Origin of the sequence: Jingyaoa shaoxingensis, from assembly GCF_014385005.1 — a bacterium.
In the GTDB taxonomy this organism is placed as follows: Bacteria; Bacillota; Clostridia; order Lachnospirales; family Lachnospiraceae; genus Marvinbryantia; species Marvinbryantia shaoxingensis.
On the sequence record NZ_JACRSZ010000015.1, the window covers coordinates 15,094 to 31,867 of the forward strand.

Sequence of the window (16,774 nt, forward strand, 5' to 3'; positions counted from 1 at the left end):
ATGAAAAGATATGATTTGATCGTTGTGGGAGCCGGTCCATCCGGATTGTCAGCTGCTATTGAGGCAGCAAAAAGAGGATTGAAGGTAGTTGTTTTTGATGAAAATGAAAAACCGGGCGGACAGTTATTTAAGCAGATTCATAAGTTTTTTGGATCCAAAGAACACAAGGCGAGGATAAGAGGTTTCGTAATCGGAGAGGAACTTCTGGCAGAAGCAGACAAAGCCGGTGTGGATGTGGAGTTAAATGCGACCGTGGTTGGTATGTATCAGGATAAAGAGATTGTAGTCCGCAAGGGCGAAGAAGTTTTCCATTATAAAGGAAATGCCATTATTATTGCAACCGGCGCGGCAGAAAATATGGTCACCTTCGATGGCTGGACACTTCCGGGTGTCATCGGTGCCGGAGCAGCACAGACCATGATGAATCTACATGGAGTCAAACCGGGAAACAGAATTCTCATGCTGGGAAGTGGAAATGTAGGTTTGGTGGTTAGTTTTCAGTTAAAACAGTGTGGATGTGATGTGGTGGCGCTGGTGGATGCAGCACCGAGAATCGGTGGATACGGTGTACATGCTGCAAAAGTAGCCAGAACCGGAGTCCCATTCTATCTGTCCCATACCATTGTGAAAGCAGAAGGAACTGATTACGTGACAGGCGTTACCATCGCAGAAGTGGATAGCCACTTCCGGTTCATACCGGGAACCGAGAAGCATTTTGATGTGGATACGATCTGTCTTGCAGTTGGACTTTCTCCGATGTCACAGCTTCTGAAAATGGCAGGCTGTGAGATGGAAGATAATCCGAAACGAGGCGGGCAGGTACCGATTGTAGACGAATATGGGGAGACTTCCATCAAAGGTATTTTTGTAGCCGGAGATGTATCCGGAATAGAAGAAGCCAGCTCCGCCATGATCGAGGGCAGGATTGCCGGAATTGCAGCTGCAAAATACCTTGGTTATATCGAAGAAACAGAATTAAAAGAAGATGTAGAGAAAAACGAAGCAGCCCTGGAAGGCTTACGTCAGGGCATGTTTGCACCAAAGAACCGTGGAAAACTCATTAAGAAGACAGAGGAAGGCATTGACATTTCCATGAATCTTCTGAAACACGGATTCGTGGCAGATGATGAAATCGAACGCTTCCCTGGAGTTACCCACAGAGTTGGTGTACACCCGGTAATGGAATGCACACAGAATATTCCATGTAACCCATGTCAGGATGCATGTCCAAAGCACTGCATCAAGATCGGAGAGCATATCACTTCCCTTCCGGCGGTAGACGAAGCGGTAGACTGTATCGGCTGCGGTATGTGCGTAGCTTCCTGCTCCGGACAGGCCATTTTCCTGGTGGACGAGACGTATGAACCGGGATTTGCCGCAGTCACCATTCCATATGAATTCCTTCCACTTCCGGAACCGGGAGAAAAAGGATACGGGCTGGGAAGAGACGGTCAGAAGATCTGTGAGGCAGAAGTGATATCCGTTAAGAGTACCAAAGCCTTTGACCACACGAACTTGCTGACCATCAAAGTTCCGGCAGATTATGCCATGAAGGCCAGATTCTATCTGGCACAGTAAACAGACAGCTTGAAACGGTAATGAGAAAGATAATTATCGATGGGAGGAAAACGATGGAAAACATATATGACAGAACCATAGATTTGGGTGAATATAAACCGGAACCGGATGATGACCGGATTATCTGCAGATGTGAGGAAGTTACCAAAGGTGAGATCCGCAGAGCTGTGCATGACGGCATGTATACTATTACAGAGATCCGAAGATATCTGCGCAGCGGCATGGGACTTTGCCAGGGACAGACCTGTGCGAAGCTGGTAAAAGGAATTGTGGCAAGGGAACTGGGAGTTTCCCCGGCCGTGCTGACACCGGCCACATCCAGAGCACCTATGAGACCACTGGAAATGAAGATATTTGCAAAGGAAGGTGAGGAAGATGAGTAGAACAGCAGATGTGATTATCATAGGGAGCGGCGTCATCGGATGTGCCACTGCTTACTATCTTGCAAAAAAAGGAACTTCCGTCATCGTTCTGGATAAAGATGAGAATATTGGAAACGGAGGATCTGCCAGAAACGGCGGAGGTGTCCGTCAGTCGGGACGAGATCCAAGGGAACTGCCGCTGGCCATGTATGCAGTAAACAATCTGTGGCCGACTCTTTCCGAGGAACTGGGCGTAAACGTAGAATACCACAAAGAAGGCAACTTACGACTTGGCAAGACGGAGCATCATCTGGAGATCCTTCAGGGACTGACAGACCGGGCAACTGCCTGTGGACTGGATGTGCGGATGATCGACGGTGCAGAAGTCCGTGCCATCAATCCATATTTAAGTGATGAAGTCATCGGAGCCAGCTGGTGTGCCACAGACGGACATGCCAATCCGCTGATGACCACCCTTGGTTATTACCGGGCAGCGAGAAGACTTGGGGTACAGTTTTACACTGGGGAAGAAGTGACAGAGCTTCAGACCATAAAAGGAAAAGCCCGGAGAGTGATTACAAAAAAGAACGTATTCGAAGGCGAGAAGATCATCGTGGCAGCAGGTTATGAAAGCCGCTGGATTCTGGAAAGTGTGGGAATCGACATTCCAATGTCCAAGGATCTCATCGAAGCACTGGTAACAGAAGCAGAGGCACCGATGTTTCCACAGATGCTGGGAACTGCAGATGCTGACTTTTACGGACATCAGACCGACCATGGTTCCTTCGTATTCGGAGGTGCTTCCGGATTCGAGACGGTGAACAAAGACAATGGTCACAATATGACTTCCAGTATTACAGCACCATGTATCTGCCGCGGTATTATGAAATACATTCCGAAACTGGCAAATGCCAAGATCGTCCGTACCTGGGCAGGATATGAAGATGTATCTGCAGACGGCGTACCGGTGCTGGGCGAGATCAAAGAAATCCCAGGACTGATTACCGCCTGTGCCTTTACCGGACACGGATTTGGAATCTCGCCGATTGTGGGAACCCTGCTGGCCGAGGTCGCAAGAGAAGAAAAAACCACCCTGGATCTGTCAGCATTCCGCTACGACCGATTCAAAGCGATAATCTAAGAAATGCATAAATAACTCCACTTATTTCAGTGTGACACATAATATTCCGCGTGCTATACTCAGCATAAAGTTGAAAGTTTTCGACCGCTGGGTAGATTTTGGAAAATAGATTCAGCAAAGGAGACATTCAAATGGATGCAAAAATTGATTTTTTATATTTAAGTGAAGAAGATATGATCAAAGCCGGTGTCAAGGACATGGCTTCCTGTGTGGAGGTAATGGAAGATCTGCTCATTACCCTGTACAAAGGAGATTATGTGATGGGAGGGGCCAACCACAACTCCCACGGCTGTATGATCATGTTCCCGGATGATCCCCAGTTCGAAGGCATGCCGAAGAATGCAGATGACCGCAGATTCATGGCAATGCCGGCATATCTTGGCGGAAGATATCAGATGGCAGGTATGAAATGGTATGGATCAAACGTAGACAACAAGAAGAAAGGTCTGCCACGTTCCATTCTGATGATGATGTTAAATGATAAAGATACCGGAGCACCGCTTGCACTGATGTCTGCGAATCTGGTAAGTGCTTACCGTACCGGTGGAATCCCGGGAGTGGGTGCCAAATATCTGGCCCGAAAAGACGCAAAGGTGGTATCCATCATCGGACCTGGTGTCATGGGCAAGACTTCCCTGGCTGCATTTGTCAGTGTCTGCCCACAGGTAGATACCGTAAAAATCAAAGGAAGAAGCCAGAGATCGCTGGATGCCTTTGTGAAGTTCGTAAAAGAAGAACTGCCACAGATTAAGAACATTGAGGTCTGCGATACAGTCGAGGAAGCAGTACGGGACAGTGACATCATCAGTTTCACCACAACGGTACGTGATGATGTTTTCTCCTTCCCATATATCAGCGGGGACTGGATAAAAAAAGGCGCACTGATCAGCATGCCGTCCGCAGCCAGATTTGACGATGATTTTCTGGCAGGATGCAAGCTGGTAGTGGACAATTCCAAGCTGTACGAAGCCTGGGAAGAGGAATATCCGTACCCGACTTATCCGCAGGTACAGATCATCGGAACAAAATTCACAGATTTAAAACATGACGGAAAAGTCAAGGCAGAAGATATCATAGATATCACAGATATCATTGAAAAACGGCGTCTGGGACGGGAAAGTGACGATGAGATCATTGTTTACTCTGTAGGCGGCATGCCGGTAGAAGACATTGCATGGGGTGGCACGGTATACCGCAATGCGGTGAAAATGGGAATCGGAATCAAACTGCCATTATGGGAAAAACCGGAGATGGCATAGAAGTCAAAAAACAATAGACAGAACCCACCATAAGATGATGACAAGATCCGACTAAAAATGCTCCGATCAATCCCAGATCATGCTGCAAAACATGCACAGGAGAAAGGATTATGGACGAAAAGAAGGTTGTTACTCCGGTTCAGCCATATCTCAGGCTGGATGCAGAAGATTACAAAGAAATACTGAACAAACGCATGGGGATTTCCAGTTTTTATGAATTTCAGGTAAAGGATCAAACACAGAACAGCTTCAAAGCTGTTCCAGATGGAAGCACAGATCTGGTCTTCGGAATCGGAGAAAAAGATGTAAAAGTGTTGATTGGCGGGACGGTTCTGAGAGCCAAAAACTGGGACTTTGATGACGGACGATATTATTTCGGAGCCAGATTCCTGCCGGGAAGATGTATTCTTCCCAAAGATCTTTCCATTCAGGATGTGGTGAATAACGACGTGGAGATTGACCTGAATGATTATGGAACAGGACTGACGGACAGGATTGCTGAGGCAGAAGATGTGGAGCAGAGAGCGCAGATACTGATGTCTTATCTTTCGGAGAATCAGAAAGGCAGCTGCCGGGATGGAGCACATACACTGGAAGAATACATGAGACAGCGTATTTACGCTACCAAAGGAAATATCACCATTGGGATGCTTAGCCGAGAAACAGGTTATTCCGAATGTTACATCCGCAGGATTTTCAAGCAGATACACGGCATTTCACCGAAGGAATTTGAACGGTTCATCCGGTTTCAGGCATTTTTAAATGAAATCACAGCCGCGCCGGGAGAAGCAGACAGCGAAGAGACTGCATTGAACTGCGGATATTACGATCAGTCCCATATGTTAAAAGATTTCCGGGCATTCGCAGGAACCACGCCGGAGAAGTATAAGAAGAGAATTTGCGATGGCAGTGACAGAAGGGCTGCCCATACAACAATAAATAAACAGAAGGAGAATACTCATGGAATTATCAAGAATTGAAATCATCACAGGAATGTCAAAATTCAATGGTCTGAAATCTGCTTTAAGCAAAGCAGGGGTTCGTGGTATGACCGTGACTCAGGTACTGGGATGCGGGATTGAAAAAGGTACGAAAGAATATGAGGTAGAAGAAAATTATGAGATGGAACTCCTTCCGAAGCAGCAGATTGCTGTAGTAGTGGAAAAATCTAAGGTTCCGGCTATCGTAGAACTGATCAAACAGGAACTCTACACCGGACATATCGGTGACGGTAAGATTTTTGTATACGATATCACCAATGTCATCCGGGTACGTACCGGTGATGAAGGAATCGATGCCCTGTAGAGTGGTAGAAAAATATGCCTGTGTGATAATTCGATTTGACAGAATCGTTAGCAGGTACATTTGATAAATGAGGAGTGAGTACATATGGAAGAAAAAGACAGAACTCTGGGACTGCGAAGCGTTGTCTCGATTTCCGTAGGTCTGGTCATTGCCACCAGTTGTCTGGTATCAGTCGGTCATTTTTTGCGGACAGTTCAATACATGCCTGTCTGTTTCGCTCCCTGCTCCTGCGTTTGCTCTCGTTTGATTTCTCCCTCTGTATCTTCTTGGCACAAGCAGGACAATACTTCGATATGCCAGAGCGGGGAACATATTCAACACCGCACACCGTACAATTCTTAGGCTTTAACGCAGTCCACCGCTTTGTCGGTGTGATATGTAATTCACCGACAAAGCCGATGAATTTATAATAAATCTTGATTTCCTGCCGCACCATTCCGTCTGTAAGTTTCTCACGTTCCGAAACAAGTATCTTGTCTATAAGTGCGTTTATGATGGTTGCGTCCAGTTCCTTAATGCCTTGATAGTTGCGGATTAGGGAGAGGAAATCACGGACACCCTGCGTCTTCTCATAGCTGTCGCTGAGCGTTTCCGTTACCTCTTTCAGCCTTGCTTCAATTTCAAGCTGTTCTTTCTGGTATTTTCCCGACATCATCTCAAAATTCCGCTCGGTAATACGCTCCATCACCTTATCTTCATAGAGTGAGGAAAACAGCCTGTCCAGTTCTGCAAGGCGTTTGTTCAGTTTTCTTTGCTCCTTTTCCAGTGCCTTTGCCTTGCTCTGGTCTGTTTCCGTGAGCCGCTTTTCAATCGCCCTCACTGCCTTTTCATCATTGACTGCCATATCCGCAAATCGGTTGATGTCGGTGAGGACAGCGTTGAACAAGTCCCTCGCTTCAATGCTGTGTGCGGTACACATGATATTACCGTATCTGCCATAATTATTGCAGGAATATTGTACGCAGTCGATGATGTCGGGGCGTTTCCTCCTGTTGGCACTCATAGCCCGCATCGCATAGCCGCAGTCCGCACACTTAATAACGCCTGCAAAGATGTTCTCAAAGCCGCCCTTGTTTTCTGGTAATCTGCGGCTTGTAATAAGCTGCTGTACGGTATCAAATTCCTCCTGCGTGACTATCCCCTCATGGGTGTCTGGTATCACTTCCCATTCTTCGGGCAGCTTAGAGGGGCGTTTCTTGCTTTTCATGTTGGCGGCAATCCGCTTGTAGCCTGCAAGGTTTCCCGCATATATCGGGCTTCTTAAAATGCCCCTTACGCTGTTCTCGCTCCAAATATAACGGTTCTCCTCATTCTCCTCAAAATACCTCTCATAGCCTGTTGCCCCCTGCTCCGCCGCATAAGCGGCGGGGCGTAAGATATGCTGTTTGTTGATGTGCTTGCGGATTTTGGCGATTCCGTTGCCCGCTAACGCAAGGTCAAATATTTCCCTTACCACATGGGCAACTTTGTCATCTATCAGCAGATGGTTGTGGTCGGCGGGGTCTTTGACGTAACCGTATGGTGCTGTCGTCCCCATGAATTTCCCCTGCTGAAACCTCGCTCGGTACGCCGATTTTATCTTGACCGACACATCGGCGGAATACATTTCGTTTAGGATGTTGCGGAAAGGCGTGATGTCCATAGCGGATTTATTGAGCGTGTCCACGCCGTCATTGACCGCTATATACCTCACATTATGCTCTGGGAAAAACACTTCCAGATACAGTCCGCAATCAAGATAGTTCCTCCCCAGACGAGATAAATCTTTCGTGATAACGCAGTTTATCAGACCGCTTTCAATGTCCTTAATCATGTTCTGGAAACTTGGTCTTTGGAAATTTGTACCAGAGTAACCGTCGTCCACATACGTTTTTGCTAAGTGCCATCCCTGCTTTTTCACATAATCCGTGAGGATGGATTTCTGTGTCGCAATGCTCGCACTCTCGTTATCCGTGCCATCGTCTTTTGACAAGCGGCAGTACATGCCGACTTCATAAATCTTGTTCTCCATTCTTATTCCTGCCATACTGTAAAACCTCCATATCTGTCCTATCTGTTTTCATGTTCCATTGCGTACATTCTAAGCGGACAGCCCCTCATTGTCGAAGGTGTCGCCCTCGGCAATCTTCTTCCGAATATCCTCGGAAATAATCGGGATAAACGCTTCTGTGACTGTCTGCGTGCCGACATATTCACGGCTGATTATCATCTGAACTGGTGCTTTCGGCACGATACGCTTTCTCTTTTTATCTGCTTTCTTATCCTCGCCCATACTTAAATCTTCCTTTCCAGACAGGGCAGGAGAACGTCTGGAAACGCCCCGCCCTGTCAATCAGATACCATCAATCCCCGCTGTTTACTTCTTTCTGTAATGCTTCAAGGAGTGCTGCTGCTTCATCAGCGTTCAACGTGATACCCTTTCCGCACTTCTCACGGTTCGGGGAAAAGCTGCGGATGTCATATTTCGGCTCTCTTCCGTTCCATGAGATAAGATTGATTTCTTTTGTGTAGCCGCTGTCGCCCTTAGACAATACGGCGATTTCCTTTACAATCTCATACTGGATTTCTTTCATTCTTCATACCTCAATTTTCTGCATTTACCTCCCGAAAAGAGAAGATTAGCGGCTGTCCCTGCCCCGTTTCCTCTGCAATTCACGCTCCAAAAGTTTAATGATGGTTTCCTCCATCTGCTTCGGCGTTGTGTTCTTCGGAAAATACTTTTTCAGCTTGCTTGTGTTGATTTTCAAGGTTTCTTTCTGGTTTCCCTTTTCCTCCGTCATAATTGCAAATATCGTATCCATGTCAAGCCGCCCGCTCTGGCTTAGGCTTTTCATCCGCTGTGCCTGTGAGAGTGAGGGCGTTGCTTCTTCGCTCTCCATCGTGGCAAAGAGGTTTTCCTGCTCGTCTTTCTTCAAAAAGGACAGTTCCACCGCAGGCGTGAGGGCGATTTTCCCCTCGTCCACCATCCGCAAAATCGGCGGTATCAGTTCCGTCAAACGGATAAATCTTTGTACGGTCATCCTGCCTACGCCGAAGCCCTGTGCCACCTTGTCGTCCGTCCGCAACTTCGTCACAACTTGTGACGAGGTTAAGTCTGTGCGGAAACCCTGCCGCTTCATGGCTTCGGATTTCATCTTGTAGGCAAACGCCCGCTCTGATGGCAGGATATTCTCACGCTGTAAATTACTGTCTACAAGGGTGATGATGGCTCGGTCACGGTCTAAGGGCAGGACAAACGCAGGCACGGTATTTATCCCTGCAAGTTCAGACGCACGGACACGCCGCTGCCCTGCAATCACTTCATAGCCGTTCCCGTCCTCTTTCGGGCGTGTGATTATCGGCGTGACAATGCCAAATTCCTTGATGCTTTCCGCTAATTCTGACAGCGTTTCATCCTCTGCCACATGAAACGGATTGTCGGGAAACGGGTACAAGTCTTTGGTCTTTAACACCTTAAAATCCTGTTTCTTCATTCACATATCTACCTTTCTTTCGCTCTGCTTTTATGGTTTTTCTGCAATTCTTCCAACACTTCGGGCGGTATCTTTGAGAGCAGCCGCCCCATCTGCTCGTTGGTTCTCTGCAACTCAAATATCTTCTGGTTCGCTTTCTGCACCTTTAGTTCCTGCTCATACTTTTCATCACGCATACGCCCCGCATAGTCTGATTCCTGCCCGATTTGCTCCTTTAGGCTATTGATATAGGCACTCTGCTTACTGATTTCCTTTGAGAATTTCTCCACGTCTGGGAGCCATGCCGCAATCAGTTCCAGAGCCTTGTCACGCTTCTTCCCTGCATTAAAGGCGTTGATGTCGGACAGTGCAGACACAATTTCCTCATACTGTTTATCAAGCCTGCCGCCCAACTTATAGAGCCATGTGGGGACATGTTTCCGCTTCGTTTCCATTGAGGACTGACCTCTTTCAAGCTGATTCCACCGTGAGGACATCCGCTCATGGTAGGCGGTCTGCCATTCGGACAGGCTCTTTTGATTGCCTAAAATTGTTTTGGCAGACAGCTTATTGTCTGGTGTAATCGGCACAAAACAGAGGTGCATATGCGGCGTTCTCTCGTCCATGTGGACGACTGCGGAGAGGATATTTTTCTCCCCGACACGCTCTGAAATGAAATCCAGAGCCATCGTAAAATACGCTTTCTGTTCTTTGGGCGGCAGGCTGTTCATAAATTCTGGCGAAGCCGTGATAAGCGTTTCCACCATCATCACGCTATCTTTCCTCGTCCTGCACCCTGCTTCGGCTACCATGCGGTTAATCTCTTTCTTGTAGGTGTACCTCGGCGGATTCACAAGATGGTAGTTATCTTTCGAGCGTTCCATATCTATATCTGGATTGCTTTTATAGGCTTCTTTTTTACGCTCGTTGTGGCGTTCGCAAGCCGCAACGCCGCCCGCTTTGCGTTTCTGGAAACGCAGGATTGCATAGGGCATAATTCATCATCTTCCTTTCTTCGGCGGGTAAACTGCCCTTTGGGTGACAGCGGTGACGGCGGTGACAGCAGTTTTGGGATACCCCCTACCGACTGCCTCAACTGTCACCCTTATTCCCTGCATGACGGTCATGTCGATGATGACGGTGTTTTTGGAATACCCCCTCGCAAGAGCCGTCACCGTCATGCTGCCATTCTTTTATCCGAAGCGTGGAGCGTAGGATAAGCAGGGCGTAAGACCTGCCATAAGGGAGTCCAGAGGGAACGTCTGGCACACGACTTTGCAGGGCAAAGTGTAGTGTGTTACACCCTGTAAACGCAGTCGGAAAAATCGGAAGGATTTTTCTGACCGCAGGGGTGGTTTTACACGCCGAAAAGGGCGGGTAAATCCTACGCCTGCACTTTGCGTTTACGGGGTGTTCTCCCGCAGGGATGACAGCGGCAGGGTATCCTAAAATCACTGTCACCGCCGTCACCGCTGTCACCCGCAGGGCAGAGTCGCCAGCTTTACACGGCTTTAAGCGTCAATGACAGTAACAGGGGGTATCCCAATATCGCTGTCACCACCGTCACCGCTGTCACCCGCCCGCTTTGCAAGCGAAATCTGCCTGCCGTGTTTTTTGCGGCTGTACTGATAAACGATATGGTTCTCATTTAAAAATGTGGTGCGGTATTCATTGAGCCATTTCGTAATCACCGTGGGTATGGTTTCCGTTTCCCTCATAGCGGCTAACAGCTCCGTTGCCGTGCCTGCCCATTCTTCCTTATCCCTCATAAAATCCACCAACCGAAAAAGGACGTCTGGTATCGTTTCTTTCGCAAGCTGCTCCTGCGTTTTTCTCTCCACAAGTTCCCAACTGCAATCACGGAAACGCAGCGTGTATTCCTGATAGGGCGTGTCCCTGCCCGTCACATACAGCTTGGCGGTGTCGGATGCCCGTTTCTCCTTTTCCAGAACAAAGGTAGCGTCCGCACTCCCCGTTAAGCCTGTCGTCCCAGACACCTTGTTGAACACATCGCTGTCATTCTGCTTTCGGATGTGGTGTACGACAATGACCGCCAATGAATGCCTGTCGGCAAAGTCTTTGATTAGTGAGATGTCCCCATAGTCGCTTGCGTAGGCATTGTCTTTTGAAGCTGTACGGACTTTCTGCAAAGTGTCAATGACAATAAGCCTGCTGTTTGGGTAATCTTTCAGATAATCTTCAAGCTGCACGATAAGACCGTCTGACAGCTTGCAGCTTGCCACGGCAAAGTGAAGCCGCCTGCTCGCTTCGTTCGTCAATCGGAACAGCCTGTCCTGTATACGGCAGAACGTGTCCTCAAGGCAGAGGTAAAGCACGTCGCCCTCCATTGTCGGCATATCCCACAAGGGAAGTCCCTGCGACACGCATAAACATAGCTTCAGCATGAGCCAGCTCTTTCCTATCTTCTGTGAGCCGCAGAACAGCGACAAGCCTGTGGGGATAAGGCTGTCCACCACAAAGGACGGCTTCTCAAGCGGTTCATAAAGGAGCGTTTCGGCGTTGACTGTCTGTAACTTCTGCATGGCTTTCCTCCTTTCGGGCGGTGTTTTTGTTTTCGTTGCACATAGGCGTTGACCTCCTTAAAAATAGATTTACTCCCACGAAGAAAAAGTGAGAGTATGTAATGCCGCCAATCCCACACAAATAAAAAACAGATTTCTTTTTCGGGCGGTGTCGGTCACGGTTGGAGATACTTCCTCATTTCCGCCTTTACTTTCTCCTTTGCAATCGCAACAGATTTCTGTATTGCCGAAGCGGTGCAATGCTCCATAGCGGCGATTTGGTAAAAATTGAACTCATACTCGTAGTAGAGCAGGAAACGCCGCCTTTGTATCTCTGGCAGTCCGTCAACCGCCTTACAGAGCAGTTCTGCCCGTTCTGCCTCAATCATTTGTTCCTCTATGCTCTTAGGCAGCTTCAACGCCCGCCTGTTCAGCGTTTCGTCCCATACTTCCGAAAACTCCCTGTGCCGCTCGTCCCATTGGAGGAGATTCCTGTTCCTGCGTTCCATCTGCCGAAACTCCATAAAGAACTGTTCCGACACTTCCAACTCGTGGGATTTGCCCTGCCCGTCCTTAAAGCTGATAAAATACCTTGTGCCGCTTTCCGTGGATTCCTCCCGAAGCGTGTACGCCTTAACTCTGTATGCCATCCCGCTTGCCTCCTGCAAAAAATAAGTGAGGGGATTTCCATCCCTCACCCAGTAGCCCGCAGGACGGCAGGCTGTTTTAGACGCTATAAAATTTTCGTAGCTTCTTCCGCAGATGGTCTAACCTCGCATAGATGGCACCAGTCGTCAAATGCACGAGCGGGGCAATCTCCTTTGTGGAATACCCCTGCATTTTCAGCAGGACGATTTTCAAGGTACGCCCGTCCACCGCGACTAATACTTGATAGAGATTTTCGCTCTCAATCTCGTCCAGTAACTCCGCAACCGTACCCACTTCCGTCTGCCGCTCCCTGTCTGCCATGTCCTCAAGGTATTCCGCAATGTCATTCGTCCATCGGTAAAACCGCCTGTTGGAATTGAAGTCTGCCCTGTCCGCAATGCGTATCTGCTCAATGGTCGCTTCATCAACGCCGCACTCACGCAGCAGCTTTTCCTCCGCTTCTTTCCAGATACGCCATTTCCTGTCCTCCCGTCCGTGGTTATATGCCATGCTTCTTTTCCTCCAATCAGAATTGATTGAGAGGGCAGAGAAAAACCCCCTCATTTTCCCAAAGGAAAAAACAAGGGGGCTGAACGCCTTAAATTTTAATTTTCTATTATCTTTCTTAGTTTTCTTAGGATTCTGGCTTTGCGTTTGTTCACAACGCTCTGGGTTATGCCGAACCTCGCCCCGACTTCACGCTCAGAAAGTCCGTCAAAAAAGATTGCCTGTATCAATTCCTGTTCACTATCCGACAGCAAAGGCAGGGCGGCTTTCAGCCTGTCCACCATAACCGCATTGACAACGGTTTCCGCAATGTCTGCCGCTTCATCAGCGATAAAGTCTAAAGGCTTCCCCTCGCTGTCCGTAAATCCATCCAGAGAAAGCAGGCTGTTCTTCGTATCTAATTTTTTCAGATAACGCCACCGTTCCTTATCTCGGTAGAAGTCCGTGTATTGCTCCCTCACGACTTCAAGCAGACAGCCTTGAATGGGGATAAACAGCTTGTCCATATAGGTCTGGTCGGATTCCCTGCGGCGGCAGAAATCCGTATAGGACAGTTCCACATATCTGCCGCTTTCCTTGATATATACCTTTCTCGGTGCGTATTTCACTGTAAGTACCTCCCATCTGAATTTTTGAAATGTTCAAAATCCAGATGGAGAGGTGGCGAACGACACCTAACACCACTAATAGCCCTATGGCACTTTCCAACAAAAATCGACAAAAGAAAAACCGCAAAGGCTCTATGACCTTTACGGTTATGGGAAATATTAATTCTGTTGTATGGAGATTGTACTTCTACATTCAAGGCAGGAAGTGCCGTTGCATAGGCAGAAATTTTTTTAACTGGTTTCCTGCCGTTCTCTGATATGCTATGTATTGATAAATTTTGCTTCGTATGAGCAGATAGATAACTGCCCGAAAAAAGGACATAAAAAAATCCCTCCAAATTTAAAAACAAATTCAGAGGGTAATTTAGGGTATAACAAAATAACCCACCCGAATATCGTTTTTTTTATTTGGTGAGTTTGTTCTTTCAAATACGAAACAAAAAGAGCCGATGATTCGTGAATTGTTCCACAATTTCATCGGCTCTGCGTCTTAAGCGTCTGGCTCTTTGATGACAGTTATCTTCAAGTTGTCAACTTTAATCAATCTTTCTTGTCTGCATTTTGGACAATAAAGGGGATAATTCTCCAAAACAGTGTCCTTCCTAATTTTATTACGGGTTTTGTTCCCACAAACAGGACACAATATCCATTCGCATTTCATCATAATTAGTCTCTAATCCTTTCAAATCTCATTTTATATGACTTTTGCAAGCTGTTAAGCTAACTTGTGGAACATATGCCGAACCTTATCTATACGGCTATTCGGGCGGCGGGGTTGGCAAATAAATTTACCAATAGCTGGCTGGTATCCTTTTAACTCTGTCAAGCAGACTCCCTGCCCATTTGTGAAATAAGTTAAATCGTTCCTGTATTCTTGAATACATCTAGCAGGGATTTCTCCTTTCAGAATGACCTCGTCATTCTTTATCTGAGTACTTACAATATCTGCACAATACCTTGGAGCATCATGATACGCCCGTGAGAGATATTCCTGCGGTGCATAAATTTCAAAGTGGAGATATGGCTCTAATAGTTCTGTCCCTGCTTTTTTTAAAGCCTGCTCCAATACGATAGGGGAAAGCAGCCGAAAGTCTGCGGGGGTACTTACAGGACTATAATACAATCCATATTCAAAACAGATTTTACAGTCTGTCACTTTCCATCCATACAGCCCCTGCTCGCAGCCATAAAGAACCCCCTCCATAACCGCATTTTGGAACGATTGATTTAAATATCCAAGTGAAACTCTGCTTTCATACTGCACTCCGCTTCCAATAGGGAGCGGCTCTATGGACAACCCGACAGAAGCCCAGAAAGGATTTGGCGGGACTTCTATGTGGATGGTATATTCTGCTTTTCTAAGCGGTCTTTCCATATATATAACAGTAGGCTCTTTTATTTCTGCCTCCACATGATATTTTTCCTCAAGGATGGCACAAATGACTTCCATCTGCACTTTCCCCAAAAAAGAAAGTATAATCTCATGCGTTGTAGTATCCACATAATATTTTAAAAGAGGGTCGCCATCTGAAATTTCTGTAAGTGCCCCAAGCAATATTTCCCGCTGTTCAGATTTCTTTACTGCAATCGTTGTTTGGAGCATAGGGAGAGGATTTTCAATAAATTTTCTCTGCGGCAACAGTATTCCGTTCCCCAAAATACTGTTTAGCTGCAAAACATCATTTGGTAAAATTACAATATCACCAGAGCAGGCTGTATCGGATGAATATAATTCACCGTTTGTCGGAACACACATCTCTGTGATTTTTATTTTCTCTTTTTCAGATATTCTAATAACATCCCTCAAATGCAATGTTCCGCTATATATACGCACATAAACAAAACGCCGCCTTTTCTCTGAATATTCAATCTTAAAAACCTGCCCGCATAGTTCAGATTGACCTTCAGGCGTTGATGAATAAAATTTACTGGCAATCACTTCTATAAGCTGCCGAATCCCCAGATTGTTTTTAGCGCTTCCGTGATAAACGGGAAATAACGTTCCGTTTTGGAATCTCCTGTTTTCTTCCTGTTCCAGTTCTGACATTTTAAACGGTTTCCCTGACATATATTTCTCTAATAGTTCATCGTTTCCCATAATTACCGCATCCCACTGTTCCATATCGTCATTGTCCGTTACATTTATATGGGGATGCTGCCCAACCTTTTGCTTCACTATAATTTCCGAAGAAAGCTTTGCTTTCATTTCTCGATATACCATTGGCAAATCAATCCCCTCTTGGTCAATTTTATTGATGAAAAAAATTGTCGGAATCTTCATTGTCTGTAGTGCATGAAACAGTATACGGGTCTGTGCCTGTATGCCATCCTTTGCAGAAACTAATAATACTGCTCCGTCTAATACGGATAAAGAACGGTATACTTCCGCCAAAAAATCCATATGGCCTGGCGTATCTATAATGTTGACTTTTACATCCTCCCACTGAAAAGATGTCACTGCTGTCTGGATAGTGATTCCCCTTTGACGCTCCAAATTCATTGTATCTGTCCTTGTTGTGCCTTCATCTACGCTCCCTAGTTCTGCAATTGCACCACTGGTATACAATAAACTTTCCGTTAATGTTGTCTTTCCTGCGTCAACGTGAGCCAGAATGCCTAAGTTAATTATTTTCATGTGATTTTCCTCCTATCAACACCCAAAAAAGGGCATAAAAATACCCAGTGATAAATACTCCTATCACTGGGTAAATAACTCCAATAGCCCCAAAACACTTATATGTTTTCGGGCATATAAAATTACATGATAAAAGTATTCTTAAACTGGGTACAAAAAACTAAGCCCCATATTAAAAGTGAAACGAGACTGCTACTTTTTGTTCCCACTATCAAATTGACAGTTTATTTAAGAATACCTTGCCGCATATTTATTAACTCCTTGTATAATACTGAATCTAATTATATTCCTTAACCCTTTATTTGTCAAGCTGACAAACTAAAGCAGAAAAAGCGGCAGGATTTCCCCCTGCCACTAATCATCTGTTTATGCAAAAATAATTTCCTTTTCCACAATCTCCCTCGCACAAGCCCTTATGTTATTGAGGCATCCTGTCCATTCTAAGGCGTTTTCTGCCTTTAGCTGTTCCGTTATGCCCTGTGCCTGTTTCATACCCTCTATGAGCCTTTCAAAGCGTTCCTGTGCCTGTCTGTTGATGTCGGCAAGGTAGGCGTTTAGCCTGCCGCTTGTAAGAAGATTGGTGTATGTAACTTTACGGTACTGTTTTAGATAATCTAAATGCCGTTGCCCCCAGATGCCTATTGCCTGTTCTTCTTCGGCGGGTACAGTTAAGCACGGTATCAAATAATCCCCTTGCCTTTCGTATTTGCCGCCCAGTTCCTCAAATAATGATTTTGCCATTGTCTGTTACCTCCAC

Annotated in this window: 19 protein-coding genes; 6 read left to right on the plus strand and 13 right to left on the minus strand. The window is 46.4% G+C overall.

The window, feature by feature from the left end:
• The 6 genes from H8716_RS13320 (at position 1) to H8716_RS13345 (ending at position 5,645) form a co-directional block, all read left to right on the plus strand.
• A complete protein-coding gene (locus H8716_RS13320; protein ID WP_249309535.1) occupies positions 1–1,578 on the plus strand; it encodes an FAD-dependent oxidoreductase in 1,578 nt (525 codons plus the stop codon).
• Positions 1,579–1,631: 53 nt separating this feature from the next.
• The gene (locus H8716_RS13325) at positions 1,632–1,961 is read left to right on the plus strand and encodes a (2Fe-2S)-binding protein (protein ID WP_249309537.1); all 330 of its coding nucleotides are present in this window, start codon (positions 1,632–1,634) and stop codon (positions 1,959–1,961) included.
• Positions 1,954–3,081, plus strand: a complete 1,128-nt coding sequence (locus H8716_RS13330) for an NAD(P)/FAD-dependent oxidoreductase (protein ID WP_249309538.1) — start codon at positions 1,954–1,956, stop codon at positions 3,079–3,081. The genes H8716_RS13325 and H8716_RS13330 overlap by 8 nt, the downstream gene beginning before the upstream one ends.
• A 131-nt stretch (positions 3,082–3,212) precedes the next feature.
• Positions 3,213–4,340: a tyramine oxidase subunit B gene (locus tag H8716_RS13335; protein ID WP_249309539.1), complete on the plus strand. Its 1,128-nt coding sequence runs from the start codon at positions 3,213–3,215 to the stop codon at positions 4,338–4,340.
• Between the two features lie 110 nt (positions 4,341–4,450).
• On the plus strand, positions 4,451–5,320 hold the full coding sequence (locus tag H8716_RS13340; protein WP_249309541.1) for a helix-turn-helix domain-containing protein: 870 nt from the start codon (positions 4,451–4,453) through the stop codon (positions 5,318–5,320).
• Positions 5,301–5,645 carry a P-II family nitrogen regulator gene (locus tag H8716_RS13345; RefSeq protein WP_117448089.1) on the plus strand — a complete coding sequence of 115 codons (345 nt, stop codon included), beginning with the start codon at positions 5,301–5,303 and terminating at the stop codon, positions 5,643–5,645. The genes H8716_RS13340 and H8716_RS13345 overlap by 20 nt, the downstream gene beginning before the upstream one ends.
• Positions 5,646–5,790: 145 nt before the next feature.
• Here the strand turns inward: H8716_RS13345 and H8716_RS13350 are convergent, their stop codons facing one another.
• From H8716_RS13350 to H8716_RS13410, 13 genes are all read right to left on the minus strand, one after another.
• Positions 5,791–7,671 carry a recombinase family protein gene (locus tag H8716_RS13350; RefSeq protein WP_249309542.1) on the minus strand — a complete coding sequence of 627 codons (1,881 nt, stop codon included), beginning with the start codon at positions 7,669–7,671 and terminating at the stop codon, positions 5,791–5,793.
• A gap of 54 nt (positions 7,672–7,725) precedes the next feature.
• Positions 7,726–7,917 (minus strand): hypothetical protein, encoded by a 192-nt coding sequence (locus H8716_RS13355; protein ID WP_002596259.1) that lies wholly within the window; start codon positions 7,915–7,917, stop codon positions 7,726–7,728.
• 70 nt (positions 7,918–7,987) lie between these two features.
• Positions 7,988–8,218, minus strand: a complete 231-nt coding sequence (locus H8716_RS13360; RefSeq protein ID WP_002596258.1) for a YdbC family protein — start codon at positions 8,216–8,218, stop codon at positions 7,988–7,990.
• A 45-nt stretch (positions 8,219–8,263) separates the two neighbouring features.
• On the minus strand, positions 8,264–9,118 hold the full coding sequence (locus H8716_RS13365; protein ID WP_002596257.1) for a ParB/RepB/Spo0J family partition protein: 855 nt from the start codon (positions 9,116–9,118) through the stop codon (positions 8,264–8,266).
• A gap of 8 nt (positions 9,119–9,126) precedes the next feature.
• Positions 9,127–10,092: a MobV family relaxase gene (mobV, locus tag H8716_RS13370; RefSeq protein ID WP_002596256.1), complete on the minus strand. Its 966-nt coding sequence runs from the start codon at positions 10,090–10,092 to the stop codon at positions 9,127–9,129.
• 6 nt (positions 10,093–10,098) lie between these two features.
• Positions 10,099–10,278: a hypothetical protein gene (locus H8716_RS13375; protein WP_004613323.1), complete on the minus strand. Its 180-nt coding sequence runs from the start codon at positions 10,276–10,278 to the stop codon at positions 10,099–10,101.
• A gap of 330 nt (positions 10,279–10,608) precedes the next feature.
• Positions 10,609–11,640: an AAA family ATPase gene (locus H8716_RS13380; RefSeq protein WP_002596255.1), complete on the minus strand. Its 1,032-nt coding sequence runs from the start codon at positions 11,638–11,640 to the stop codon at positions 10,609–10,611.
• A 155-nt stretch (positions 11,641–11,795) separates the two neighbouring features.
• Positions 11,796–12,269, minus strand: a complete 474-nt coding sequence (locus H8716_RS13385) for an RNA polymerase sigma factor (protein ID WP_002596254.1) — start codon at positions 12,267–12,269, stop codon at positions 11,796–11,798.
• Between the two features lie 76 nt (positions 12,270–12,345).
• Positions 12,346–12,777, minus strand: a complete 432-nt coding sequence (locus tag H8716_RS13390; protein WP_002596253.1) for an RNA polymerase sigma factor — start codon at positions 12,775–12,777, stop codon at positions 12,346–12,348.
• Between the two features lie 95 nt (positions 12,778–12,872).
• Positions 12,873–13,382: a sigma-70 family RNA polymerase sigma factor gene (locus H8716_RS13395; protein ID WP_002596252.1), complete on the minus strand. Its 510-nt coding sequence runs from the start codon at positions 13,380–13,382 to the stop codon at positions 12,873–12,875.
• Between the two features lie 490 nt (positions 13,383–13,872).
• A complete protein-coding gene (locus tag H8716_RS13400) occupies positions 13,873–14,046 on the minus strand; it encodes a cysteine-rich KTR domain-containing protein (RefSeq protein WP_008724758.1) in 174 nt (57 codons plus the stop codon).
• 51 nt (positions 14,047–14,097) lie between these two features.
• On the minus strand, positions 14,098–16,017 hold the full coding sequence (gene tet(O) / locus H8716_RS13405; RefSeq protein ID WP_002596250.1) for a tetracycline resistance ribosomal protection protein Tet(O): 1,920 nt from the start codon (positions 16,015–16,017) through the stop codon (positions 14,098–14,100).
• A 366-nt stretch (positions 16,018–16,383) separates the two neighbouring features.
• The gene (locus tag H8716_RS13410) at positions 16,384–16,758 is read right to left on the minus strand and encodes a TnpV protein (protein ID WP_001129922.1); all 375 of its coding nucleotides are present in this window, start codon (positions 16,756–16,758) and stop codon (positions 16,384–16,386) included.
• Positions 16,759–16,774 lie beyond the last annotated feature (16 nt).

What these genes read in the sequence shown, in the direction of transcription:
- H8716_RS13365 (WP_002596257.1), bottom strand. Translation starts at nt 9,118, where the DNA reads ATGAAGAAACAGGATTTTAAGGTGTTAAAGACCAAAGACTTGTACCCG.
- H8716_RS13345 (WP_117448089.1), top strand. Translation starts at nt 5,301, where the DNA reads ATGGAATTATCAAGAATTGAAATCATCACAGGAATGTCAAAATTCAAT.
- H8716_RS13340 (WP_249309541.1), top strand. Translation starts at nt 4,451, where the DNA reads ATGGACGAAAAGAAGGTTGTTACTCCGGTTCAGCCATATCTCAGGCTG.
- H8716_RS13330 (WP_249309538.1), top strand. Translation starts at nt 1,954, where the DNA reads ATGAGTAGAACAGCAGATGTGATTATCATAGGGAGCGGCGTCATCGGA.
- H8716_RS13320 (WP_249309535.1), top strand. Translation starts at nt 1, where the DNA reads ATGAAAAGATATGATTTGATCGTTGTGGGAGCCGGTCCATCCGGATTG.
- H8716_RS13410 (WP_001129922.1), bottom strand. Translation starts at nt 16,758, where the DNA reads ATGGCAAAATCATTATTTGAGGAACTGGGCGGCAAATACGAAAGGCAA.
- mobV (WP_002596256.1), bottom strand. Translation starts at nt 10,092, where the DNA reads ATGCCCTATGCAATCCTGCGTTTCCAGAAACGCAAAGCGGGCGGCGTT.
- H8716_RS13390 (WP_002596253.1), bottom strand. Translation starts at nt 12,777, where the DNA reads ATGGCATATAACCACGGACGGGAGGACAGGAAATGGCGTATCTGGAAA.
- H8716_RS13360 (WP_002596258.1), bottom strand. Translation starts at nt 8,218, where the DNA reads ATGAAAGAAATCCAGTATGAGATTGTAAAGGAAATCGCCGTATTGTCT.
- H8716_RS13375 (WP_004613323.1), bottom strand. Translation starts at nt 10,278, where the DNA reads ATGACGGTGACGGCTCTTGCGAGGGGGTATTCCAAAAACACCGTCATC.
- H8716_RS13335 (WP_249309539.1), top strand. Translation starts at nt 3,213, where the DNA reads ATGGATGCAAAAATTGATTTTTTATATTTAAGTGAAGAAGATATGATC.
- H8716_RS13350 (WP_249309542.1), bottom strand. Translation starts at nt 7,671, where the DNA reads ATGGCAGGAATAAGAATGGAGAACAAGATTTATGAAGTCGGCATGTAC.
- H8716_RS13355 (WP_002596259.1), bottom strand. Translation starts at nt 7,917, where the DNA reads ATGGGCGAGGATAAGAAAGCAGATAAAAAGAGAAAGCGTATCGTGCCG.
- H8716_RS13400 (WP_008724758.1), bottom strand. Translation starts at nt 14,046, where the DNA reads ATGATGAAATGCGAATGGATATTGTGTCCTGTTTGTGGGAACAAAACC.
- H8716_RS13380 (WP_002596255.1), bottom strand. Translation starts at nt 11,640, where the DNA reads ATGCAGAAGTTACAGACAGTCAACGCCGAAACGCTCCTTTATGAACCG.
- H8716_RS13385 (WP_002596254.1), bottom strand. Translation starts at nt 12,269, where the DNA reads ATGGCATACAGAGTTAAGGCGTACACGCTTCGGGAGGAATCCACGGAA.
- H8716_RS13325 (WP_249309537.1), top strand. Translation starts at nt 1,632, where the DNA reads ATGGAAAACATATATGACAGAACCATAGATTTGGGTGAATATAAACCG.